This window comes from Hymenobacter sp. CRA2, assembly GCF_002007105.1.
Taxonomy (GTDB): Bacteria; Bacteroidota; Bacteroidia; order Cytophagales; family Hymenobacteraceae; genus Solirubrum.
Window position 1 is genome coordinate 200,347 of the sequence record NZ_MVBC01000006.1, and the last position, 23,424, is coordinate 223,770.

A 23,424-nucleotide genomic window follows, 5' to 3' on the forward strand; every position below is an offset into this window, starting at 1 on the left:
GTACGCCATGCTCAGCTTGCCGAAGCATGACGTTCTTCTTGACCACCCAATGACTAAGCCCAATTTCACCGCTCGCCTGAGCCGCCGTCTGCTGATCGGCGCCTTGCTCGCGGGCAGCACCACGCTGCTTAGCTCGCAGCGCCCCGCCGCCGATAAAGGCCTGAAAGACTACTACAAGGACTATTTTCCCGTGGGCGTGGCCGTAGGGCCGCAGTCCATCAAAGGGGAGGAGGCGGCCCTGATCAAAGCACAGTTCAACAGCGTGACGCCGGAAAACGCCATGAAGATGGGCCCGATTCACCCGGAGGAAAACCGCTACTTCTGGACCGACGCCGACGCCATCGTGGACTTCGCGCAGGCCAATAAGCTGCGCGTGCGTGGCCATAACCTGCTCTGGCACGAGCAGACGCCCAAGTGGCTGTTCAAGGACGCCGCGGGCAAGCCAGTGTCGAAGGAAGTGCTGCTCAAACGCCTGCATGACCACATCTTCACCGTGGTGAAGCGCTACAAGGGCAAGATTTACGCCTGGGACGTGGTCAACGAAGCCATCAGCGACAACCCGCAGGAGTTTTTGCGCAACTCGGAGTGGTACCAGATCTGCGGCGAGGATTTTATTGCCAAGGCCTTCGAGTACGCCCACGAGGCCGACCCCAAGGCCGTGCTGTTCTACAACGACTACAACACGGAGCGGCCCGAAAAGCGCGAGCGGGTGTATAAGCTGCTCAAGCAGCTCGTCGACGCGAAAGTGCCCATTCACGCGGTGGGGCTACAGGGGCACTGGTCCTTGCAGGAACCCACCGAGCAGGAGCTGCGCGAGGCCATCGAGCGGTATGCTTCGCTGGGCCTGAAGGTGCAGATTACCGAGCTGGACGTATCCATTTACCCCTGGGAAAAAGAGCGCCGCACCAAGCGCCCGGGCGAGTCGGATGCCTACACACCCGAGCTGGAGCAGAAGCAGGCCGCGCAGTACAAGATGTTTTTCCGCGTGTTCCGCGACTACAAAAAGGTGCTGACCGGCGTCACGTTCTGGAACGTGTCAGACAAGTACTCGTGGCTCGACACGTACCCCGTAGCCGGCCGCAAAAACTACCCGCTTTTGTTCGACCAGAACCTGAAGCCCAAGAAGGCTTTCCAGGAAGTCGTGAATTTCTAATGCTGCCGAAGCAAGACTAGAGCTAAGGCTAAAAGCTAGTTCCCCTCCTCAGCTGAGGAGGGGTGCCCGAAGGGCGGGGTGGTTGACCAATCGTTTGGGCGTCATCTAATTCTAGACTTTTAGCTCTAGTCTTTCAATCACCCCAGCCCCTCCTCAGCTGAGGAGGGGAGCTGGTTTTAGCCCCGCGTTGGCTGATTTCGCATGCCCATGATCTTTCCTGATTCAACTTTCCCTCGCCTCCTGCGCTGGCTGCCCGCGCTGCTTCTGCTGCTCGGCGCCCTGCCCGCGCTGGCCGCGTCACTCGTGCCGGCTGTACCCGGCTCCGAAGCATACGTGTCGGCCGAGAAAGGCAAGAACCGCTTCCCGCTGGCAGCCGGTGGCAAAGCCGCACCGCTGTTTGCCAGCGCCCAGGACTGGCCTGGCGTGCTGCGTGCCGCCCGCGACCTGCAGGCCGACATCAACCGCGTGACCAAGCTGCAGCCCGCGCTGACTACCGACAAAGCCCCGAGCGGCAAGGACGTCGTCATCATCGGCACCGTGGGCAAAAGCCCGCTCATCGATCAGCTCATCCGCGACAAAAAGCTCGATGCCAACGGGCTGGCCGGCAAGTGGGAAACCTTCGTGGTGCAGACGGTGGACAAGCCCCTGGCCGGCGTCGACCGGGCCCTGGTGGTGGCCGGCAGCGACAAGCGCGGCACCATCTTCGGCATCTATGATTTGTCGCAGCAGATGGGCGTCTCGCCCTGGTACTGGTGGGCCGATGTGCCCGTAGCGCCGCAAAAGGCGCTGTACGTGCTGCCCGGGCGCCATTCCCTGGGCGAGCCGCAGGTGAAGTACCGTGGCATCTTCATCAACGACGAGGCGCCGGCCTTGCAAAACTGGTCGCAGGAGAAGTTCGGCGGCGTCAACTCGAAGATGTACACCCACATGTTCGAGCTGATTCTGCGCCTGAAGGGCAACTACCTCTGGCCCGCCATGTGGGGCAACGCCTTCAGCGCCGACGATCCGCAGAACCCCGTGCTGGCCGACGAGTACGGCATCGTGATGGGCACTTCGCACCACGAGCCGCTCACGCGCGCCCACGACGAGTGGCGCCGCTTCGGTAAGGGCCCCTGGAACTACCAGACCAATGCCGAGAAGCTGCGCGAGTTTTGGCGCGGCGGCATGAAGCGCATGGGCACGCGCGAAAACATCGTGAGCATCGGCATGCGCGGCGACGGCGACGAGCCCATGAGCGAGGAAAGCAACATTGCCCTGCTGGAGCGCATCGTGGCCGATCAGCGCAAGATCATTGCCGAAGAAACCGGCAAGCCCGCCGAGCAGACCCCGCAGCTCTGGGCCCTCTACAAGGAAGTGCAGGACTACTACGACCGCGGCATGCGCGTGCCCGACGACGTGACCCTGCTGCTCTGCGACGACAACTGGGGCAACATCCGCAAGCTGCCCAAACTCGGCGAAAAGCCCCGCCCCGGCGGCTACGGCATCTACTACCACTTCGACTACGTGGGCGGCCCGCGCAACTACAAGTGGCTGAACACGAACCCGCTGCCGCGCATCTGGGAGCAGATGCACCTGGCCCACGAGTACGGCGCCAACCAGATCTGGATTGTGAACGTGGGCGACCTGAAGCCCATGGAATTCCCTATCAGCTTCTTCCTCGACTACGCCTGGAACCCCAACAAGTGGCCCGCCAATAGCCTAGCCCAGTACCACCAGCAGTGGGCCGCCGGGCAGTTCGGCGCCAAGCACGCGGCCGGCATTGCCGATATCCTGGCCAAATACGCCAAGTACAACAGCCGCCGCAAGCCCGAGCTGCTCGACGCCGACACCTACAGCCTAACCAATTACCGCGAGTGGGAAACCGTGGTGGCCAATTGGCAGCAGCTACTCGCCCGAGCCGAACAAATCGGCCAGCAAATGCCCGCCGAGTACCGCGACGCCTACTACGAGCTGGTGCTGCATCCGGTACAGGCCTGCGCCAACCTCAACGAGCTGTACTACACCGTGGCCCAAAACCGCGCCGCGGCCAAAGACGGTGCCGCCAACACCAACGCGCTGGCCGACAAAGCCAAAGCCCTCTTCGCCAAGGACGCGGAAATCAAGCAGCGCTACCACGCGCTGGCCGGCGGCAAGTGGAACCACATGATGGACCAGACGCACATCGGCTACACGTATTGGCAGCAGCCGCCCGCCGATAAAATGCCGGAGGTGGTTGTCTTGCCGGCTGATCAAATTAAGGCGGCTGCGGAGCCTGCGGTTGCGGCCTCCAAACCAGCTGGTAAAGGACTTGCGAGCAGCGGCTTCGCGGAAACCGACGGCTACGTGAGCATCGAAGCGGAGCACTTCGACAAGGCCGTGAACGGCGCCGGCGTCACCTGGCAGGTAATTCCTGACCTAGGCCGCACCCTTTCGGGCGTGACGGCCATGCCCCCCACGGTGGGCAGCCCCGCGCCCGGCGGCGGCACCCCGCACCTGGAGTACCGCGTGCAGCTAACGGGCACCGCTCCGGTCACGGTGCACGCCTACTTCGCCCCGACGCTGGACTTCCGCAACCAGGGCGGCCTGCGCTACGCCGTCAGCATCGACGACGAAGCGCCGCAAATCATCAACCTGCACACCGGGCTGGTGGCCGACAACGGCAACCGGCCCTGGGAGCAGTCCGTGGCCCAGAACATCATCATCAAAACCTCGCAGCACCAGCTGGCCAAAACAGGCGAGCATACGCTGAAGTTCTGGCTTGTCGACCCCGGCGTGGTGCTGGAAAAGCTTGTGCTCGACCACGGCGGGCTGAAGCCCAGCTACCTCGGCCCGCCCGAAAGCCCCCGCGGCGGGGCCCGGAACCCGTAAGCCGCTGACACCTGCTTCGTCGGTAGGAGTTGCCCAAAAACGAATGCCGTACCGGGGCCCCGGTACGGCATTCGTTTTTGCTAGGAACACGCGGCGCAGCGGCGCCGATGCGGAGTGAATTAGGATATTGGTACCGGTCGATTGGCTGGAAGAATACTGCAGTTGGTTTCGCTGGCTGCGGACCTTCTTTGGGCCATTCTTTCGGAAAGTCGACCATTTGCCGTTACCGCCCCTCTATGAAGCTAGCAAACAGAGTTGTCGCCCTATCATTATTCCTGCTGACGGCCGCCTTCCCGGCCTGGGCTCAGCGCATCGATGACGGCCCGCTGCAAGTCTACTGGGCGTTGATAGAGCCCATCAAGCAGGGTGACTCGTTGCGGGTGGCCGACTGGACGCGGTTTCTAAAAATCGAGGCCAACGAGGCGTACATCAACAACCAGGGCTTCGGGGCGAAGTACCTGGCCAATCTGCGGCGGGCGGTGGAAGTGGTGTATCAGCCCCAACAGGCGGCCCTGCTGCGGGAGCGGCTCAAGGACCCCGTCAAGAACTGGCTGACCTACAAAGTGTACCAGTACAAGGCCCACGAGCCGGAGCTGAAGGCCTACCAGGCCCGCCTAAAGCAACCGGAGTACCAGGAGGCCATGTACCAAACGGCCTGGGCGTGGCTGCCCAAACGCCTGCAGCAGCGGGATACGGCCGCTATCATTTACCTGCTCGGCATCGAAAACGACGCCATTGCCGGCAACCATCTGATGATTTTGACCCTGTGGTCGGCCTACAACCAGGACAAGCTGCTGAACGGCACGCTCATCGGGCACGAGCTGCACCACAACCTGCGCCAGCCGGTGGCTTTCCAGAACGTGACGGAGCAGGACAAAGGCATAATCTACGCGCTGAACAGCGTGCTCAACGAAGGCAGCGCCGACATGATCGACAAACCCGTGGCGCTGCAGCACGAGGCCGAGCTGCCCATGGAGTTTCAGCGCTCGGAGTTCCTGCTGCACCAGGCCGACAGCATCGTGCGGGTGCTCGACCAGCGCCTGGCCGCCATGGCCCGCAGCAACGGGGCCGAAGCCCAGCCCGAGAAATACTACCGCACCCTCATCCGGTGGACCAGCGGCCACTGCCCCGGCTACTACATGACCGACATCATCGTGCGCAACGGCCTGCGCCGCGCCCTGCTCAAGCAGGTGCAGAACCCGTTCGCATTCATTTACCTCTACAACAAAGCCGCCCGCAAAGACCAGGCAAAGCCACCCGTCTTTTCTGAGGCGGCCATTCAGTACGTGCGGCAGCTGGAGAAGAAATACTGGCCTACAAAGGCAAAAGCATAGGCCTACGGTGCGCCTAATGGGCTCGTTCGCGTTGCGGCTTGGCACTGCGGTTCGTAGGCCTAGGTCAGCAGGCCGGGCTGGCAGGTGGAAAACAAGAAGGCACACCTGAATTCGTGGCGATACAGACTATTCCGTGTCTTCGTCTGCCGCTTGCTCCCAGGTTTCCCACTCGTGCTCCGGCGTCTCCCGCCAAGCCGACCAACCATAATTGAGCTGATAAAGCTCATTGAGGCTGGGGTCACGCTTTAGGATTTCTTCCAAAGCAACAATTCTCAGGTCTTCCGTTTCAGCGGTTGTGGTACACAGGAATTGCCAGTCTCCATCTGTATCGTGCGATACGCGCAGTACGGGTAGACCTTCCAGGACTTGCCGTGTGGTGAAAACGCCCAAGTTCCGCTCTTCCCGAAACTTGAAGTCCAGGTCGCGGTCGAGTAGAGGCTGCAGGAACTTCCAATCGGCCTTGAAGTCGTCCTGCCACGGAAACAAGCCTTGCTGGTCGGGCCACACAAGCTGCAGCGCGGGAAAGTCCCGGCCGTTGTAAAACCACATTCCGTAGCCTAAGTAATCGGCATAGCAGGCTTTGTCGACAACTAAGAACCGAACGTCGTGGCCTTCCAGAAATCCGGGGTGACCGACGTTTAAGTCCGGCTGCGGCTGTTCGTCAAACAATCTTTTGGCTTCCCAAAACAGCGAATGCATTAGCTCGTGGCCGAGCCCAAAACATATCAGCTCAGGGTAACCATAGGTTTGAAACAGGCCGATGGTGTACGCAAAGCCCGGTGAATACCCATCGCCGTGGAACAACGCCACGAAAAAGCCGTGCTCCTGCACGTCGTGCAAGATCTGCCTTTCCGCTTCCGCGTTGTGCGCTGCGTGTTCCTCCGGCGTGGTCATAAACGATGCTTCTTAGGTCAGCATGCCGCCATCTACCTGCAGCACCTGGCCGGTGATGTAGCTTGAGTCGTCGGAGGCGAGGAAGGCGGTGGCTTTGGCCACGTCCTCGGGGGTGCCGCCGCGCTTGAGCGGAATGGCCTTGCGCCACTCGTCCACCACTTTCTGGTCCAGCTCGCCGGTCATTTCCGTCTCGATGAAGCCCGGCGCAATGGCGTTGCAGCGGATGTTGCGCGAGCCCAGCTCCAGCGCCACCGACTTGGTGAAGCCGATGATGCCCGACTTGGATGCGGCGTAGTTAGCCTGGCCGGCGTTGCCCTTGATGCCCACCACCGAGGTCATGTTGATGATGCTGCCCGTTTTGGCGCGCATCATGGGCTTGGTGGCGGCCTTGGTCAGGTTGAACACCGACTTCAGGTTCACGTTCAGCACCTGGTCCCACTGCTCCTCGCTCATGCGCATCAGCAGGCCGTCCTTGGTGATGCCGGCGTTGTTGACGAGCACGTCGAGCTTGCCGAATTCCGTCACCACGTCGTCCACCAGCTTTTCGGCCTGCTGGTAGTCGGAGGCGTCGGAGCGGTAGCCCTTCACCTTGGTGCCGAAAGTGGCCAGCTCCTGTTCGAGCTGCTGGCCTTTCTCCACGCTGGAGAGGTAGGTGAAGGCCACCTGAGCGCCCAGTTGGGCAAAATGCTGGGCAATGGCCCGGCCAATTCCTTTCGAAGCGCCGGTAATCAGCGCTACTTTTCCGTCGAGCAGTTTGGTCATAAAGACAAAAATCACGGATTTCCGCGGATTTTTCGGATTTCACGGATTTTGTAGACGATGAAGCTGTTCCGGAAGACCCTGGGCCGTCATGTCGAGCTTGTCGAGACATCTCGCTCGGGTAGTATTCCTCTCGTTGAACGAGTCAGGTTACTATCGGGCATCAGCACGCGAGATGTCTCGACAAGCTCGACATGACTGTTCTTAAACAGCTTCGATAATCAAGGCAACTGGCTGTTAGCCGGTAGCTTGGATAATTCTGGCCCCACTAGCTGACTCCGGTCTCCCGGGCTGCTGGCGGTGGGGCTGCGCAGCGCAAGCGGAGCAGCCCCACCCCGTTGAACGGCGTCGTTGCTGACGCCACGCGCCTCGCCCTGCGGAAAGATGAGCATCAGGTATACTTCGGGAGCCGGGCAAGGCTCCTGCTGCCGGGAGCATCCGTGCGCATTAAAACCTGATTAATACAACTTTTTCCGGCCTAATCGGCTCAAACTATTCGGTTCGTTGCGGCGTTTGGCTGAAACTACCTGCCGACCTTTGCGCCGGCTTTTCCACCCTCCATGGTTCGTTTTTTCTCTTTCCGGTTTGCGCTGGCTACGTGGCTGTTGCTGATGCCGCTGGCCGTGCTGGCCCAAACCACTTACCTGCTGCGCGGTACCGTGCGCGGCACCGATGGTACCGGCCTGCCCGGCGCCAACGTGGCCGTGCCGCGCCTCGGCCTGGGCACCGCTACCGACCCCGAAGGCCGTTACGAACTGAGTCTGCCAGCCGGCCGCCACGCGGTGCAGGCCTCGTTTATCGGTTATCAGAGCGTAACCCAGGACATCACGCTGCGCGCCAACCAGCAGCTGAATATCGTGCTGCCCACCGGCGGCACGGAGTTGCAGGAGGTGGTCATTCAGGGCTCGGGCACCCTGGAGCAGAAGCTGCAAACCACCCAGATGGGCGTGGAGCGCGTCACGGCCCGCGAGGCCAAGCTGCTGCCGGCCCTGTTCGGGGAGGTCGACATCCTGAAGACCCTGCAGCTCAAGCCCGGCGTGCAAAACGGCGGCGAGGGTACCAGCGGCCTGTTCGTGCGCGGCGGCTCGGCCGACCAGAACCTGTTCCTCGTCGACGATGCGGTGGTGTACAACCCCAACCATTTGTTCGGCCTGTTCAGCACCTTCAACTCCGACGTGGTGCAGTCCGTCGACCTCTACAAATCGGGCTTCCCGGCCCAGTACGGCGGGCGCCTCTCGTCGGTGGTGGATGTGAAGTTGCGCGAGGGCAGCCGCGACTCGGTGGGCGTATCCGGCGGGCTGGGGCTGATTTCCTCGCGCCTGGCGGTGGAAGCGCCCATCAAGAAGGGCAAAGGCTCGTTTATCGTGGCCGCTCGCCGCACCTACTTCGACGTGTTTACGCGCCAGATCAACAAGCTCAACGAGGACGACCCGGAGTATAACCCCATCCCGGACTACTACTTCTACGACCTGAACCTGAAGGCCAACTACCAGCTCACCGATAAGGATCAGGTATTTGTGAGCGGATATTTTGGCAACGACGTGTTCGGCTTCAACTCCACCCGCGGCTTCAATTTCGACTTCAGCTGGGGCAACCGCTCGGCCACCGGGCGCTGGAGCCACGTGTTCAATCCGCGCCTGTTCACCAATACCACCGCCACCTGGTCGTACTACACCTACCAGATTCAGAACAAGCTCGACCAGTTCAGCTTCGGGCTGGGCAGCAACATCCGCGACTACAACCTGCGCTCCGACTGGGAGTGGCGCCCCGAAGGCGGCAAGCACGTGGTGCGCTTCGGCGGCAGCGCCACGCTGCACCACTTCGGGGTGGGTCGCCTGCAGGCCGGTGCCACTGATGGCAGCCTCAACATCGGGCAGGACGTGGAATACGACGGGCAGGAGGGGGGCCTCTTCGCCGCCGACAATTACTCCGTCACCGATAAGCTGGCCGTGGATTATGGCCTGCGCCTGACGGGCTTCCGCTCGGGCCGCAACGATTACGGCGGGCTGGAGCCGCGTGTGGCCGCGCGCTACACTCTCTCGCCCAAAACCACGCTGAAGGCCAGCTACGCGCTGATGTACCAGTACGTGCACCTGGTCACGAACTCCGGCGCCTCGCTGCCCACCGATATCTGGTACCCTTCGCGCCTGTCGGTGAAGCCCCAACGCTCCCAGCAGGTGTCGGCGGGCGTAAGCTGGCTGCTGGCCGGCGGCCACCTGCTGCTCACCGACGAGGTGTACTATAAGTGGGCCCAGCGCCAGATCGACTTCCGCGACGGGGCGCAGCTGTTCGTGAATCCCGAGCTGGACGCGGAGTTCCTGTTCGGTCGCGGCTGGTCGTACGGCAACGAAATCTACCTGGAGAAAAAGGACGGCAAGACCACCGGCTGGCTGGGCTACACCCTGGCCTGGACCAAGCGCGAGTTTGAGCCCCAGCGCGGCACCAACGGCATCAACGGCGGCCGCGCCTTCTTCCCCACCTATGACCGCCGTCACAACCTCACGCTGGTGCTGCTGCACAAGCTCAACCCGCGCATCAACCTGACCGGCTCCTTTGTGTACACCTCCGGCAACCCTACCACCTTGCCGGCGGCCCGCATCGGGGTGCAGGACGTGTTCGGCCACGACCCGCAGGTGGTGCCCATCTACCCCGACCGCAACTCCTACCGCCTGCCCAGCTACCACCGCCTCGATCTGGGCGTGGTGTACAAGCTGAAGCCCTGGCGCCGGCTGGGCGGCGAATCGGACCTGACGCTGAGCATCTACAACGCCTACAACCACCGCAACCCCTACTTCATCTACATCGACGAGGTGAAGGACAAGGAAACCAAGCAGGTGATTCGCTACCGGGCCCGGCAGGTGTCCTTGTTCCCGGTGATTCCCTCGCTCACCTACAACTTCAAATTCTGACCGCGGATTGAAACGGATGTTTGAACGGATGAAACGGATTCAGAACAACATGCAAGTGCGCCTTCTTGGCCGCGTTCCGCAACGCTGGCTGGGCGCCGCGCTGCTTGCCGGCGGCCTGCTGTCGGGCTGCGGGTTGCAGAAGGACGTGGACGTGGAGCTGCCGGCTTACCCGCCGCAGCTGGTGGTGGAGTGCTACCTCGAAGACGGCCGCCTGCCGCAGGCGCTGGTGAGCGAAACCGTGGCCTACCTGAGCGCGCCCGCCCCCAGCGTACTCACCGACGTGACGGTGCTGCTCACCGGGCCCACCGGGCAGGTGGACACGCTGCGCTTCCAGCCGGGTCAGAACAACGGCAGCCGCAAGGTGTACACCCACCGCGGCCGGCGCCGCCTCAGCATCCGCCCCGGCGACACCTACCGCCTCGACGTGCGCGACACGCAGGGCCGCCGCGTCACGGGCTCGGCCACCATGCCCGCCACCGTGCCCATCGACACGGTGGAGTGGCAGTTCAACGACAAGCCCGGCGATGCCCGCCGCGCCCTCGTGCTGACCAAGTTCCGCGACCCGGCCGGCTCCGCCGATTACTACCGCTTTCAGGTGCACCGCAGCAACGTGGGCAACAACCCCGAGGCGGAGTACTTTCCCGATGACCGCCTGCTCGACGGGCAGGCCGTGACCCTGGGCACCGGCTACGAGTTCGAGGAGCAGGACACGTTGTTTGTCACCCTCTACCACCTCGATCAGCCCTACTACCGCTTCCTGCGCTCCATCGACGACGCGCAATCGGCCAACGGCAACCCCTTCGGGCAGCCGGCGGCGGTGCAGAGCACGGTGGAAGGCGGGCTGGGCGTGTTTGCCATCCTGAACTACCAGCGGCGCCGATTTATCGTGCGGTAAGGGCTGGACCAGATAGCCGTGGGGCGGCAGCTGAGTGGTGCCTGGGCACGGCTTGGCTGCCGCCCCTGCGTTTAAGGCTTTCTTGTAATCCACTATCAGCCGCTTAGCTTTGCAGATGGTACTATAGCCAAACAGCGTTGAGGCCCGCGGCTTGACTTGTTCAACCGCGTTGGCGCAACGCTCCGGCCGTTATTGCCCCGCCATCCGTTCACTCATCAGTTCCCGATTACCGCCGTGCGCCACCTGTACTGTCTGGCTATTCTATCCTTTACCACGCTGGGCACCGCTTACGCCCAGAAACCCACGGCCAGCTTCGAGCCCCGCACCTATCTGGTGGGCTCCAAGGCCCTGGCTTTGTACGCTTACCCCGAAGACACCGCCCGGGCATCGACCATTACCCTGCCGGCCGGCAGCAAGGCCGATGTGGTAGGCTCGAAGGGGAAGAATTGGGCTGTCATCGAGCGGAAGGTGCAGGGGCAGAAGTACTATTACTACGCCCCGGCCAGCAGCCTGCTCGATTTCAGCCCCGTGCTGTACCAGGGCCAGGAAAAGGCCGCCACGGAGGCTTTCCCGATTGATGCCAACACCCAGCACTACACCTACCAGGGCGTGGTGGAAGTGCCCGGCGTGAACAAGGACGAATTGTACACCCGCGCCTACGAGTGGATGGCCAAAACCTACCGCTCGGCCAACGCCGTGATTCAGATGCACGACAAGGAAGCCGGCCGCCTGGTGGGCAAAGGCGCCACCATCGTGCCCACTGAGCGGACCCTGACCATGATTGCACCGGGTTTTGTGCGCCACACGCTCACGCTCTACATCAAGGATGGGCGCTACAAATACGTGCTCACCGACTTCGAATACGTACCGGCCACGCTCGCCGCTGGCAACGCGCAAGGCAAGGGCGGCCCACTGGAACAGGACAATCCGGCCGGCGTATCGGGCGGAGAAAAGCGCTGGACTTTTATCCGGCAGGAAACCCGCCGCGACGCCTTCACCCTGACTTCCGGCCTGATGGACGCTATGGCCCCGAAAAAAGGCCAGGATGCCAGCGACTTTTAGAAAGCCGCCTCTGCCAAAGCACCGACGCCCGGCCGTACCACGCAGGTACGGCCGGGCGTCGGCGTTATAAAACGGGCGCAACTACTGCTGCTCCACCACGCGCTTGATGAGCGCGGTGAGGCGCGGCTCGGCGTCGGCAGCGGCGGCGAGGATGTGCTGGATGTTGACGGGCTTCAGGTGAGCGGGCGAGGCCTGATCGGTGATGACGGAAATGGCCAGCACCGGCAGCTCCATGTGGCGGGCGGCAATGACCTCGGGCACCGTGCTCATGCCCACCGCATCGGCGCCGATGGTGCGCAGGTAGCGGTACTCGGCCGGCGTTTCCAGCATCGGGCCGGGCAGGGAGGCGTACACCCCGCAGCGCACGCGCCCGCCGAAGCCCAGCTCCCGCGCCGCCGATTCGGCCTGGGCCAGCAGCTGGTGGTCGTAGGGCTCGAACATATCGGGGAAGCGCGGGCCCAGCTCGTCCAGGTTAGGGCCCACCAGCGGGTTGGTCGGCTGCAGGTTGATGTGGTCGTCGATGAGCATCAGGTCGCTGATGGCAAAGTCGGGGTGCAGCCCGCCGGCGGCGTTGCTCACGAACAGCTTCCGGATGCCCAGCAGCTTCATCACGCGCACCGGAAACACCACCTGCGCCATGGTGTAGCCCTCGTAGTAGTGAAAGCGGCCCTGCAGCACCACCACACGGCGCCCGCCCAGCGTGCCGAGCAGCAGGCGGCCGGCGTGGCTTTCCACCGTCGAGACGGGGAAGTGCGGAATGTCGGCGTAGCTCAGGCTGTGCTCCACCTGCACCTCCTTGGCCAGGGCCCCGAGGCCGGTGCCGAGGATGATGCCAAATTCGGGCTGGAACTGCTGGGTTTGTTGCTGAATAAAGGCGGCGGCTTCGCGGAGCTGCTGCATCTGTTGGGCGGCGGGGAGGTGCATAAAAAAGCGCCGCCGACTGGTGTCGGCGGCGCGGCAAAAGTAACGCTGTGGCGCGAACATGCAGCTGATTAACGTCAGCTCCCGGTACGCACGGCGCGGCTTACTGAATCGTCAGCTCGTAGGGCAAGCGGGCCTGCACACCCTGCATCTGCATCACGGCGTGGTACTGCTGGTAGACGGGGAACAGCGGGCCGAGCTTGTTTTGCAGCATGCGGGCTTCGGCTTCCTCCGAGCTGCCGTCGGTGAACATGCCCACGAAGCTTTCGAAGGCCGATTTGCGGCGCGGCAGGGCCTGAATGCGGTAGTCGCCTTCTTTCAGGCCGGCGCGCCGGGCGGCAATGGCCAGCGCGTCGTCGAAGTCGCCGAGCACGTCCACCAGGCCGCGGTCTTTGGCTTCGGTGCCCGACCATACCCGGCCCGAGGCCAGGCGACGCAGGCGCTCTACGGGCATGTGGCGGCCGATGGCGGCTTTGCTGGTGAAGTCGGCGTAGGTGCGCTCTACTTCGTGCTGCAGCTGCTGCTGCTCGAAAGGCGTGAGGCGGCGCGTCACCGTCGGAATGTCGCTGAACTTGCCGGTGGTCACGCGGTCCACGGTGATGCCGAGCTTATCGGACAGGAGCGGGCCGAGGTTGGGCAGCACGCCGAACACGCCGATGGAGCCGGTAATCGTGTTGGGGTGTGCCACGATGGTGTCGCAGCCCATGGCAATGTAGTAGCCGCCGGAGGCAGCCACGTCCGACATGGAGGCAATGACGGGCTTCTCTTTTTTGGCCAGCATCACCTCGCGGTAAATCACGTCGGAGGCCAGGGCCGAGCCGCCGGGCGAGTTGATGCGCAGCACGATGGCCTTCACCTTGTTGTCCATGCGGGCCTTGCGGATGGTCTCGGCGAACTTGGTGCCGCCGATGCTTTCCTCGCCGCCTTTGCCACCCACGATGTCGCCCTCGGCGTAAATCACGGCAATACGGTTGTTGCCCGATACTTTCTCTTCGTCGTCCTTCTCGGCCTTGGCGTAGGTGCTCAGGCTCACCAGGCTGGGCTTCTTATCCGCGTCCAGCTTCAGCTGCCGGCGCAGGTAGTCCAGCACCTCGTCGTAGTAGCCGAGCTTGGTCACCAGCCCGTAGCGCTTGGCGTCCTCGGCGTTGTGCACCAGCATGGAGTCCTGCACCGTCTTCACGCGGGCCAGCGGCAGCTTGCGCGCGGCGGCAATCTGCTGCACGGTGTGGTCGTTGATGGAGTTCAGGAACGACACCGTCTGGTAGCGGGCCGAATCCGACAGGTTTTCGCGGAAGTACGGCTCCACGGCGCTCTTAAACGAGCCCACGCGGAAGATGAAGGGCTCCACCCCGAGCTTGTCGAACAGGCGCTTGTAGAAGTACACCTCCGACGAGAGGCCGTTGAACTCCAGCAGGCCCTGCGGGTGCAGGTACACCTCGTTGGCCACCGAGGAGAGGTAGTAGCCCTTCTCGGAGCCCGTTTCGTGGTAGGCCACGATGAACTTGCCCGACTTCTTGAAGTCCAGCAGCGCGTCGCGCACTTCTTCCAGCGAGGCCATACCGCCCGATACCACGTCCAGGTTCAGCAGGATGCCCTTGATGTCGTCGTCGGTTTTGGCGCGCCGGATGGCGTCTTTCAGCGCGTTCAGCCCGATGGAGGAGCCGCTGCCGCCAAACACGGAAAACTCAGCTTCCTGCTTACGCTCGGTCAGCGGCTTGTCGAGCCGGAGCTCCAGCACGGAGTTGCTGGCCACCGTCACCTCGTCGGAGGACGAACCGATGGCCGCCACGATGCCGACGAAAATCACGAAGCCGACAAGGGAAAAGAGCACCAGCCCCACGATGGTGGCCAGTACGTACTTAAGAAATTGCAGCATTGCGGAGAGAAAAGAGAATCAGCGGTCAGGTAACAAAAATAGGCGGGTTTTGGTGGCGGGGCGCCCGGGCCTATCCGGGGTGGGGCCGTCGGGTGCTGCCGATGGTCAAAGTAAGGCAGGCTTTTGGTCGGGGTGCCGGCTTAATCGACAACCGGGCAGTTCTGCGGCGTGAAAGCGGCCCGCCCTGCCGACACCGGGCGCGGCGTGCCGTGGAAGGCGGCGAATATTTAGTGTATGGCATTAGGCATATACGATTTGGTTTTTCATAGCTTGCCGGAACGCCTTCCACCTATTTTCACCTAAGTGCATGACATTTATCGTTCCCGGCGACCGTTCCTTCGTCATCATCCCTAAGCACAGCAACCTGCCGCTGGCGCCCACCCACCACCAAAAGCAGCCCGGCAATACCATTCAGCAGCAGGAACCCTACCAGAATAACCCCGCCCAGCAGTTTCAGCTCAAGAAAAACGGGGGCGGCGAGTACCACGTGTACCTGCCCTACGACAATCTGTACTGGGCCATTGCGGGCGTCTCGCCGGAGGTCGGCGCCAGTCTGATTCAGTGGCACATGCAGGACAGCGGCGGGCAGGAGTCGCCTAACCAGCGGTTCCGCTTCATGTACGCCGGCGACGGGTACTACTACCTGCGCCCGGTGCACGCCCGCGGCCGCGTGCTGGAAGTGCCCGGCGCCACCCACGGCCAGGATGTTATCAAGCAGGGCAACTTGGCCCCGGTAAGCGGCCGCGACCATCAGCTGTTTCGCGTGGTGCCGGTTTCGGCCGACTACCTCTCCAACGAGGTGCGCACCTTCCACAAGCACAGCGACCAGCTCCGCGACCTGGTGCTGGGCGTCACCGGCCTGATTCCCACCATCGGGGGCGGGGCCAAGGCGGCCCTGGGCGTGTTCTGGCCCGATGGGCACGACCAGGACTTCTGGAACCAGATGACCCAGTACGTGGAGCAGCGCATGAAGCAGCTGCTGCTGCAGGAAAACATGCTCAAGCTGCACGGGCATCTGGCCGGCATCCGCAAAAAAACCAGACAGTTCCTGAACACCACCGAGGTCGACGTGAAGGGCACGCGCCTCATTGCCGCCATTTCGGAGGCCACGGGCGACGAGTACGACTTCCTGCGCGACCGGGAAGGCGTGACCGTGCTGCCGCTGCTGGCCGCCTGGGGCACGCTGGTACTGACGCTGCGCGCCGAGATGGTGCAGGGCTACGAGACGCTGTTTCCGGACAAGACCGCGGAGCAAAAGGCCGCCGGCAAAGCCGATGAGTTAGTCTTTCTGCGGGAGGAAATCGAGGAGTACGTGGCCGGGGTAGCACACAGTCGCCAGCGGGCACTGGAGTGGCGCCTGAGCTACATCAAGCAGGGCAGCAGCGAGTCTTCGCGCGACTTCGACTCGGGCAACATCACCGTCACCGAGTTTTACCGCAAAGACTGGGTGGTGGACGAGTACGACGGCTGGCGCATGGACCGCGGCAATACCACCTACAACTACAGACCCGACGTAGCCGGCGACCCGAACAGCCAGGCCAACATCACCGCCGCCCGACTGGCCCGTCAGGCGCGGGTGCGGGCCCAGTTCAATGCCGAGCTGGACGCGCTGCTGGCCCCGGCCTACCTCTGGCCCTACATGGACCCCTCCAAGCCGATCAGGCCCTCCGCCCAGCCCACAACCGTGGCCGTGGGCCCCTTCGGCGTCCGGCCGGGCGGCACTGCCTTCGACATGCAACCCGGCGGCCTGCGCAAAGTGGTTATCTGCTGGAGCGACGAGCATCCGTTCGTCTGCGGCCTGAAGCTGACGTACATCGACAACGTGGAGCACACCTACGGCGTGCCGGGCAGCCGCCAGGCCAAGCTGGAGCTGGCCAGGGACGAGTACATTGTCAACGCCCGCGGCTACGAGTGGGACCAGGTGGAAGGCCTGATGCTGGAAACCAACCACGGCCGGCTGATCGAGGGCGGCCGCATGGGGGATGGGACCTTTTTCGAGGCCGGCCTCGACGACGCGGTGAATGCCCGGCTGGTGGGCATCTCGGGCACTTACCAGGGCAACCTCATCAACACGCTGACCTTCCACTGGAAGTACTTCCTGCAGAAGTAGACCCGCCCCGGCGGCCCGAAACGCGCGGCCCCGCCCGGTTAGTCCGGGCGGGGCCGCGCGTTTCGGGCCGCCGGGGCGGAAGCGGGAAAGCTGCCCAGGCGCGGCGGATGCTACGGTGCGGGCAGCTTGGCCTTGCTGGAACAGGTAGGTGTTTAATATGAAAAATCGAATATGTAATTGTGTTAGTGTTGGTTCAAAGGGCTAGTATGCACTTCACTCCAACCCCACCTGACCATGGCTTTTAAAGCGCAGCCTCAACGTCCCTACGTCATCATTCCCAAGCACAGCCGCCGCCCGCTGGGGCCGCAGCGCCACGACCGGCACCGCGGCCTGCATATTCAGCAGCAGGACGCCTACCTCAACCACGTCGGCCAGCAGGTGCACCTGGACCCCACCGGCAACGGGGAGCATTGGGTGCACGTGGTGTACTGCGACAAGTACTGGGACATCGAGCGGGAGTCGCAGGCGGCTGGGGCCAAGCTGCTACAGTGGGACTGGGGCGGCGGGGCACCCAACCAGCATTTCCGCCTGGCTTACGCCGGCGACGGGTACTACTACCTGCGCCCGGCCCACAGCGGGCAGACGCTGGAAGTGGCCGGCGCCGGCCGCAGCTGGGAGGACATTCAGCAAAACCACCTCAACCCCAACCTTGGGCAGCGCGACTACCAACTGTTCCGCATCGTGCCGGCCTCGCCCGACTACCTGCCCCACGAAACGGTGCCCTTCCGCCAGTACAGCGACCTGCTGCGCGACGTGGTCATGGGCCTGACGGGCGCCGTGCCCAAGGTGGGCGGGCTGTTCAAGGGCGCGCTGGGCGTGTTCTGGCCCGATGGCCACGACCAGGACTTCTGGAACCAGATGACCCAGTACGTGGAGCAGCGCGTGAAGCAGCTGCTCAAACAGGAGCACATTGCCTCACTGAAAGAAGCCCTGGAAGGCGCCAAAGACATACTCGACGAGGTCGAGCGGACTCACCAGCCCAACGACCGGCGGGAAAAGCTGCACGGGGCCCTCATGGCGGCCAACTTTGTGAAAGCCCGCTTCAAGCGCGAGGAGGAAGGCATCAGCGTGCTGCCCCTGCTCGTGGCCTGGGGCACCCTGCTGCTGGCCCTGCGTCTGGAGATATACATCAACTACGAAGACCTGCACCCGGACGAGAAAGACGCGAACCGCATGGCCCTGGGCAAGGCCGAAGCGTTGCGGGAATTGCAGGGCGCCATCGAGGAGTTCGGCCGGGCCGTAACCAAGGCCCGCGCGAAGGCCGTGCAATGGCGGCTGGGCAAGATCAGCCGGGGCAGCGAGGAAGGCCGCGAAAGTGGGGGCGGGCGCACGCGGATTGTGGAGCTGTGGCGCCGCGACTGGGTAACCGACAGCTACGACGGCTGGCAGCAGCAGCGCAGTTGGCGCAGCCGCAGCTCCACCACCCACGACCGCAGCAACGAGCCCATCATGGCCCAGGTGCTGGCCCACCGCAAAACCCAGGTGCAGGCCCAGTTCGAGGCCGAGCTGGACGTGCTGCTGGCCCCGGCCTACCTCTGGCCCTACGTGGGCACCGCCAACAAGCCCTCCGCGCAGCTGAAGGCCGTGGTGGTAGGCCCCTTCGCCCGGCCCGACAGCCCGGCCTTTGGCGCCCTAGCCGGCACGCTGCGCTCCATTACCCTGTTTACCCACCCCGGCAACCAGCCCCACGGCTACCTGAGCGGCCTGCACCTGACTTACACCGACGGGCAAAGCCTGCGGGTGGGCTCCTGCGCCGGCACCCAGCAGGAGCTGCTGCTCAACGTGGGCGAGTACGTGACCAACGTGCGCGGCCACCAGTGGGATGTTATCGAGCAGCTCACCATCGAAACCAACCAGGGCCGCGTGATTAGCGCCGGCCAGGTCAGCCACCCCTCGTACTTCGAAGCCGGCCTCGACGACGCGGTAAATGCCCGGCTGACCGGCATTTCGGGCCACCAGAAGGGAGACTTTTTCACCGCCCTGAGCTTCCACTGGGAGTATACCGTGGTGAAGTAAGCCCCGGCAATTGCCGCCGCCCCCGCGGCCCCGTCCGGAATACCGGGGGGCCGCGTTGCTTGAGCCGGCTCAGTACGGAAACCGCAGAAACGGGTAGCGCAGCTGCAGCTCCTGCTGGGCGTACATCTGCTGGTACTCCGGCTCGGGGTCGAAGATGCGGGGGCGGGCGAAGGTGAACAGGCCGTCGTGGTGGTAGGACAAGGCCCCGTTCAGGGTTTCGTCGAATACCAGCCAGTCGTGGGCCCGAAAGAGTTGCCCGGCGTACTTGATGACCATCTTCCAGGTCAGCAGCACGTTCTGGGGGCTGGTTCCGCCGTACAGCAGCACGTAGTGGCTGAACGGGATGCCGCGGCGGTACAGCCACTTCTTCAGCACCGCCGGCGTATCATCCGAATACGTTTCCAAGTGCTGGAAGTAGCCGGCGCGAAACGGCGTGGGGTTGCCAGTGCTCATGGCCCCGCGCTGCATGGAGGACGCCTCCAGGTACTGGTCGACAAAGCGCGAAGCTTCTGCGTCCAGAAAGTGAATCTGCGCCTGGTGCTCCACGGGCAACGCCGCCGCTTCGGCCGCGCTGCCCAAAAAGGAGTAGGGCGGGAAGTCGGTGCGGTGCTGACGCAGGTGCTGAAAGTCTATCATGACGGGCTGCCGTGAATTGTCCACAAAATCCCTGAAACCCGCCCGAACCCTTAATTAATAGCCGTACTTCTCGCCCCACCAGTAACGCAGGCGCTCCAGCATCTTGGCTTCGGTGGGGTTGTCGCCGGGGGTGTAGAAGCGGTGGCCTTGCAGGGCGTCGGGCATGAACTCCTGGAACACGAAGTTGCCCTCGCCGTCGTGCGAGTAGTGGTACTCGGTGCCGTAACCCAACTGCTTCATAAGCTTGGTGGGGGCGTTGCGCAGCTGTAGTGGCACAGGCTGCACGCCCTGCTGCTTCACCAGCGCCCGCGCTTCCCGAATGGCCAGGTAGGAGGCATTGCTCTTGGGCGAGGTGGCCAAATACACTACGCACTGGCCCAGGATGATATCCGACTCGGGCATGCCGATGACGGTGACGGCCTGAAAGGTGCTCTGGGCCAGCAGCAGGGCATTGGGGTTGGCGTTGCCCACGTCCTCGGAGGCGAGAATGAGCAGGCGACGGGCAATGAACTTGGGGTCTTCGCCGCCTTCCAGCATCACGGCCAGGTAATAGAGCGCCGCGTTGGGGTCGGAGCCGCGGATGCTCTTGATAAAGGCCGAAATGACGTCGTAGTGCATTTCGCCGCCCTTGTCGTAGCGCGACAGGTTTTGCTGAGCCAGCTGCTGCACCACTTCGTCGGTGATGACCACTTCGCCGGTTTCGGGGTTGGCCTTGGCCGCCTGCACTACAATTTCGAGCAGGTTGAGCAGCTTGCGTGCGTCGCCCCCGCTGATGCGCAGCAGCGCGTCGTAGTTTTCCACCCGCACCGGGCGGCGCTGCAGAGCTTCGTCCTCGCGCAGGGCGCGGTCGACTAGGCCGGTAAGGTCTTCCTTGCTCAGGGGCTCCAGCACATACACCTGTGCCCGGCTCAGAATAGCCGGGATGACCTCAAACGAGGGATTTTCGGTGGTGGCCCCGATGAGCGTGACGATGCCCTGTTCCACGGCGCCGAGCAAGGCATCCTGCTGCGACTTGCTGAAGCGGTGAATTTCGTCGATGAAGAGCAGCGTGCCGCGGCGCGACTTGGCCTGCTGAATCACGTCGCGCACGTCTTTCACGCCCGCGTTGATGGCCGACAGGGCCACGAAGGGCAGCTTCAGCTGGGCAGCCAGCAGGTGAGCCAGCGTGGTTTTGCCCACGCCGGGCGGACCCCAGAGGATCAGAGAGGGCAGCCGGCCGGCGTCGAGGTAGCGGCGCAGCACGCCGCCCTCGCCCACGAGGTGCTGCTGGCCGACGTACTCGGCCAGGGTGCGGGGGCGCAGGCGCTCGGCCAGCGGGGCGCCAGGCCGGGGCTGATCGGCGGGCGGGTCGAAAAGAGATGCCATGAACAGAAGTAGCGCGAACTTTGTAGTTCGCGCATTCAGTACGATTGTCGGAGCACGAAGTCGACCTGAATACGCGAACTACAAAGTTAATTTCACTGACCTGCGGTTTGCGCTACGGTACGCTTCCCCTCCATACGGCTTGACAAATTCTTCCTCGACTTCCGCCTGGCGCGTGCACGCAGCCTTGTTTACCGTGGCGGCCATCTACGCCGCTAACTATTCCTTGGCCAAGGAGGTGATGCCCCGCTACGCCCACCCCAACGGCATCGTGGTGCTGCGCGTGGTGACGGCCGCCCTGGTTTTCGGTCTGCTCGATAAGCTGGTAACCAAAAAGCCCATCACCGGCCGCGCCGACACCGTGCGCTCCATTCTGTGCGGCATTTCGGGCATCGGACTAAACCAGCTGCTGTTTTTCGGCGGCCTGAACCTGACCTCGCCCATCAGCGCCTCGCTGATCCAGACGGTGTCGCCCATCGTGGTAGTGCTGGCTTCGGTGGTGCTGCTCGGCGAGCGAATTACGTTGCTGCGTGCCCTGGGCATCGGCGTAGCCGGGGTGGGGGCAGCACTGGTCATTCTCAGCCGCGGGCCGGTAGGGGCGCAAGGCGACTCTGTGGCACTGGGCAACCTGATGATTCTGCTCAATGCCACCTTCTTCGGCCTGTACCTGGTGCTGGCGGCCCCGCTTATGAAGCAGTACCACGCCTTCACGGTGCTGGCGCGCAGCTTTCTGGTGGGCGCCTGCATTGTGGTACCCTTCGGCTGGCGTGAGGCCCTAGCCATCGACTACGCCCACTTGCCCACGGGCATCTGGGTTGATATTTTGTACATGGTGTTCATGCTCACCATCGTGGCGTACCTGCTCAACAACTGGGCTCTGAAATACGCTTCGCCGGCCCTGCTAGGGGTGTACATCTACCTCCAGCCCATCATGGCGGTGCTCATCGCCGTGAGCCTGGGCCGCGACCAGCTCACCTGGGCCCGCGCCGTGCAGGGCCTGCTGATTTTTGTGGGGGTGTGGCTGGTGAGCCAGAAGCCCAAGCAGCCAGCAGCGGTAGGGGAGAAGGCGCCGCTGGAGCCGGTGCAGGATTAACTGGCCATAGTTCCGGCTGCCTGGCAGACGCCGAGGCGGGAGCACGCTTGCAGCAATGCCAGACTACGCCGGCATCAGCCTGGTGCTGATGCCGATGCGGTTCCAGGCGTTGATGGTAATAGCGGCCATGATGGCCTGGGCCACGTACTTCTCGCCCAGCAGCGCCACCGCCCGCTCATAAGTCGCGTCCGACACGTGCTGGCTGATGTGGGTAACTTCCTCAGTCAGGGCCAGAATGGCTTGCTCTTCGGGCGTAAACAGGGTAGTGTCGCGCCAGGCGCTGAGCACGTAGAGGCGCTGCTCGGTTTCGCCGTGCTGCCGGGCCTCGCGGGTGTGCATGTCGAGGCAAAATGCGCAGCCGTTGATTTGGGAGGCCCGGATCTTGATCAGGTCCTTGTGGCCGCGCGTGAGCTGGGTGCTGGCCAGGTATTTTTCCAGGGCCATCATGGCCTGGTAGGCGGCGGGTTCGAGCTGCTAGAGGTTGAGTCGCTGATTCATGGCAGGGTGTGCTTGAAGTGTGCGACAAAAGTCCCTCCGTCGAGGCCCGAAAGTCCTTAATCTAGTTCAAGAACCGCTGGAAGGGCTACGCAGGGCCTGGTGTGCCGCCTTGGCGCGAATTTTACTCAGGAACTCGGGCGTGAAGCCGAGGTAAGAGGCCAGCATATACTGCGGTACCCGCTGCACAAAATCCGGAAAGGCTGTGGCAAAGTGGTGGTAGCGCTGCTCGCCCGATTGCCCGTAGAGGTACAGAATGCGCATCTGCGCCGCGGCCGTCACGCGCTGCATCATCAGCCGGAAGTAGCGTTCCAGCTTTGGCACGCGGCTTAGCAAGGATTCCTGCTGCTGGTAGTCGAGCAGGGCCACGGTGCTGGGCTCCACGGCCTGCACAAAGAACTGCGACGGGGTTTGGGTGCTCAGGCTGGTGTAGTCGGCCAGCCACCAGTTCTCGATGGCAAAGTGGGTGATTTGCTCGGCGCCCTTGTCGGAGATAAAATACATGCGCAGGCACCCCTGCAGCACGAAATAGCTGGCCGTGCACACGTGGTCCTGCTCCAACAGGCAGGCTTTGCGCGGCAAGGTGCACACGGCAAGTTCGGCCAGCAGGGCGGCTTGCTCGTCTTCGGTAAGGGCTACGTAGCGCGCAATATGAGCCAGCAGGGGCGCGTACGGGCTTGCGTCGTTTGGCATACCGCCAAGATAAGCGCGGCCCGCCGACGTCGAGCAGCGTTACGCCGCTACCGCGTCGCGGTTCACGCGCAGGGCCCAGCGCACCGACATGGTCAGCAGCAGCACCTTGGCCAGTAGCACGCACACCAAGCCCAGCAGCAGGCTGCCGTCGGCGATGATGGGGTGCAGGTGCGTGACTTTGAAAAAGCCGCCGAGGCCGATAACGACCAGGCCGCTCAGCAGCAGGTACAGCAGGTTGCGCAGGGTGAGTAGCTCTTTCATCAGTAGGCTCAGGCGGTGTTTGGGAAGTGATGCGGGGCGCAGGGCCAGAAGTATGCCAAGAATACTTAACGGCCGTGGCATCCCCAACGTTTGAGTGGGGATACTTTA

At 63.2% G+C, this 23,424-nt stretch carries 17 protein-coding genes and 1 pseudogene; 9 read left to right on the top strand and 9 right to left on the bottom strand.

Annotated elements, in window-relative coordinates:
- Positions 1-49: 49 nt before the first annotated feature.
- The 3 genes from B0919_RS11725 (at position 50) to B0919_RS11735 (ending at position 5,334) form a co-directional block, all read left to right on the top strand.
- Positions 50-1,153: an endo-1,4-beta-xylanase gene (locus tag B0919_RS11725; protein WP_078012439.1), complete on the top strand. Its 1,104-nt coding sequence runs from the start codon at positions 50-52 to the stop codon at positions 1,151-1,153.
- A gap of 201 nt (positions 1,154-1,354) precedes the next feature.
- The gene (locus B0919_RS11730) at positions 1,355-4,000 is read left to right on the top strand and encodes a glycosyl hydrolase 115 family protein (protein WP_254846559.1); all 2,646 of its coding nucleotides are present in this window, start codon (positions 1,355-1,357) and stop codon (positions 3,998-4,000) included.
- Positions 4,001-4,236: 236 nt separating this feature from the next.
- Positions 4,237-5,334, top strand: coding sequence for a DUF5700 domain-containing putative Zn-dependent protease (locus B0919_RS11735; protein WP_078012440.1), 1,098 nt, complete (start codon positions 4,237-4,239; stop codon positions 5,332-5,334).
- Positions 5,335-5,460: 126 nt separating this feature from the next.
- Here the strand turns inward: B0919_RS11735 and B0919_RS11740 are convergent, their stop codons facing one another.
- Positions 5,461-6,228, bottom strand: coding sequence for a DUF4262 domain-containing protein (locus tag B0919_RS11740; protein ID WP_078012441.1), 768 nt, complete (start codon positions 6,226-6,228; stop codon positions 5,461-5,463).
- A 12-nt stretch (positions 6,229-6,240) separates the two neighbouring features.
- Entirely contained in the window at positions 6,241-6,990 is a 750-nt protein-coding gene (gene fabG / locus B0919_RS11745; protein ID WP_078012442.1) for a 3-oxoacyl-[acyl-carrier-protein] reductase, read from the bottom strand.
- Positions 6,991-7,547: 557 nt separating this feature from the next.
- On the opposite strand from fabG, the gene B0919_RS11750 reads away from it, so the two are divergent.
- The 3 genes from B0919_RS11750 (at position 7,548) to B0919_RS11760 (ending at position 11,853) form a co-directional block, all read left to right on the top strand.
- Complete coding sequence (locus B0919_RS11750) at positions 7,548-9,896, top strand: TonB-dependent receptor (protein WP_078012443.1); 2,349 nt, start codon at positions 7,548-7,550, stop codon at positions 9,894-9,896.
- Between the two features lie 49 nt (positions 9,897-9,945).
- On the top strand, positions 9,946-10,791 hold the full coding sequence (locus B0919_RS11755) for a DUF4249 domain-containing protein (RefSeq protein WP_176133007.1): 846 nt from the start codon (positions 9,946-9,948) through the stop codon (positions 10,789-10,791).
- Positions 10,792-11,025: 234 nt separating this feature from the next.
- Complete coding sequence (locus tag B0919_RS11760; RefSeq protein ID WP_176133008.1) at positions 11,026-11,853, top strand: DUF4468 domain-containing protein; 828 nt, start codon at positions 11,026-11,028, stop codon at positions 11,851-11,853.
- Between the two features lie 81 nt (positions 11,854-11,934).
- On the opposite strand, the gene B0919_RS11765 is transcribed toward B0919_RS11760, so the two are convergent.
- Both B0919_RS11765 and sppA read right to left on the bottom strand, forming a co-directional pair.
- Complete coding sequence (locus B0919_RS11765; RefSeq protein ID WP_254846560.1) at positions 11,935-12,777, bottom strand: purine-nucleoside phosphorylase; 843 nt, start codon at positions 12,775-12,777, stop codon at positions 11,935-11,937.
- Positions 12,778-12,877: 100 nt separating this feature from the next.
- Entirely contained in the window at positions 12,878-14,650 is a 1,773-nt protein-coding gene (gene sppA, locus B0919_RS11770; protein ID WP_078012447.1) for a signal peptide peptidase SppA, read from the bottom strand.
- Positions 14,651-14,957: 307 nt separating this feature from the next.
- Between sppA and B0919_RS11775 the strand changes: the two genes are divergently transcribed.
- Entirely contained in the window at positions 14,958-16,760 is a 1,803-nt protein-coding gene (locus B0919_RS11775) for an RICIN domain-containing protein (RefSeq protein ID WP_078012448.1), read from the top strand.
- Positions 16,761-16,994: 234 nt separating this feature from the next.
- Positions 16,995-18,776 carry an RICIN domain-containing protein gene (locus B0919_RS11780; RefSeq protein ID WP_078012449.1) on the top strand — a complete coding sequence of 594 codons (1,782 nt, stop codon included), beginning with the start codon at positions 16,995-16,997 and terminating at the stop codon, positions 18,774-18,776.
- Positions 18,777-18,845: 69 nt separating this feature from the next.
- Here B0919_RS11780 and B0919_RS11785 read toward each other — a convergent pair whose 3' ends face one another.
- On the bottom strand, positions 18,846-19,412 hold the full coding sequence (locus B0919_RS11785; protein WP_078012450.1) for a hypothetical protein: 567 nt from the start codon (positions 19,410-19,412) through the stop codon (positions 18,846-18,848).
- A gap of 54 nt (positions 19,413-19,466) precedes the next feature.
- On the bottom strand, positions 19,467-20,777 hold the full coding sequence (locus B0919_RS11790) for a replication-associated recombination protein A (RefSeq protein ID WP_078012451.1): 1,311 nt from the start codon (positions 20,775-20,777) through the stop codon (positions 19,467-19,469).
- 139 nt (positions 20,778-20,916) lie between these two features.
- Between B0919_RS11790 and B0919_RS11795 the strand changes: the two genes are divergently transcribed.
- A complete protein-coding gene (locus tag B0919_RS11795; RefSeq protein WP_254846561.1) occupies positions 20,917-21,867 on the top strand; it encodes a DMT family transporter in 951 nt (316 codons plus the stop codon).
- Positions 21,868-21,930: 63 nt separating this feature from the next.
- Here the strand turns inward: B0919_RS11795 and B0919_RS11800 are convergent.
- The 3 genes and pseudogenes from B0919_RS11800 to B0919_RS11810 all read right to left on the bottom strand — a co-directional run.
- Positions 21,931-22,320 (bottom strand): annotated as a pseudogene (locus tag B0919_RS11800) (carboxymuconolactone decarboxylase family protein); the annotation flags it as partial.
- A 111-nt stretch (positions 22,321-22,431) separates the two neighbouring features.
- Entirely contained in the window at positions 22,432-23,055 is a 624-nt protein-coding gene (locus tag B0919_RS11805; protein ID WP_078012453.1) for a Crp/Fnr family transcriptional regulator, read from the bottom strand.
- A gap of 39 nt (positions 23,056-23,094) precedes the next feature.
- Positions 23,095-23,316 carry a hypothetical protein gene (locus B0919_RS11810; protein WP_078012454.1) on the bottom strand — a complete coding sequence of 74 codons (222 nt, stop codon included), beginning with the start codon at positions 23,314-23,316 and terminating at the stop codon, positions 23,095-23,097.
- Positions 23,317-23,424 lie beyond the last annotated feature (108 nt).

Coding starts and splice junctions, on each gene's coding strand:
- B0919_RS11725 (WP_078012439.1), top strand. CDS start 50: ATGACTAAGCCCAATTTCACCGCTCGCCTGAGCCGCCGTCTGCTGATC.
- B0919_RS11730 (WP_254846559.1), top strand. CDS start 1,355: ATGCCCATGATCTTTCCTGATTCAACTTTCCCTCGCCTCCTGCGCTGG.
- B0919_RS11735 (WP_078012440.1), top strand. CDS start 4,237: ATGAAGCTAGCAAACAGAGTTGTCGCCCTATCATTATTCCTGCTGACG.
- B0919_RS11740 (WP_078012441.1), bottom strand. CDS start 6,228: ATGACCACGCCGGAGGAACACGCAGCGCACAACGCGGAAGCGGAAAGG.
- fabG (WP_078012442.1), bottom strand. CDS start 6,990: ATGACCAAACTGCTCGACGGAAAAGTAGCGCTGATTACCGGCGCTTCG.
- B0919_RS11750 (WP_078012443.1), top strand. CDS start 7,548: ATGGTTCGTTTTTTCTCTTTCCGGTTTGCGCTGGCTACGTGGCTGTTG.
- B0919_RS11755 (WP_176133007.1), top strand. CDS start 9,946: ATGCAAGTGCGCCTTCTTGGCCGCGTTCCGCAACGCTGGCTGGGCGCC.
- B0919_RS11765 (WP_254846560.1), bottom strand. CDS start 12,777: ATGCACCTCCCCGCCGCCCAACAGATGCAGCAGCTCCGCGAAGCCGCC.
- sppA (WP_078012447.1), bottom strand. CDS start 14,650: ATGCTGCAATTTCTTAAGTACGTACTGGCCACCATCGTGGGGCTGGTG.
- B0919_RS11775 (WP_078012448.1), top strand. CDS start 14,958: ATGACATTTATCGTTCCCGGCGACCGTTCCTTCGTCATCATCCCTAAG.
- B0919_RS11780 (WP_078012449.1), top strand. CDS start 16,995: ATGGCTTTTAAAGCGCAGCCTCAACGTCCCTACGTCATCATTCCCAAG.
- B0919_RS11785 (WP_078012450.1), bottom strand. CDS start 19,412: ATGATAGACTTTCAGCACCTGCGTCAGCACCGCACCGACTTCCCGCCC.
- B0919_RS11790 (WP_078012451.1), bottom strand. CDS start 20,777: ATGGCATCTCTTTTCGACCCGCCCGCCGATCAGCCCCGGCCTGGCGCC.
- B0919_RS11805 (WP_078012453.1), bottom strand. CDS start 23,055: ATGCCAAACGACGCAAGCCCGTACGCGCCCCTGCTGGCTCATATTGCG.
- B0919_RS11810 (WP_078012454.1), bottom strand. CDS start 23,316: ATGAAAGAGCTACTCACCCTGCGCAACCTGCTGTACCTGCTGCTGAGC.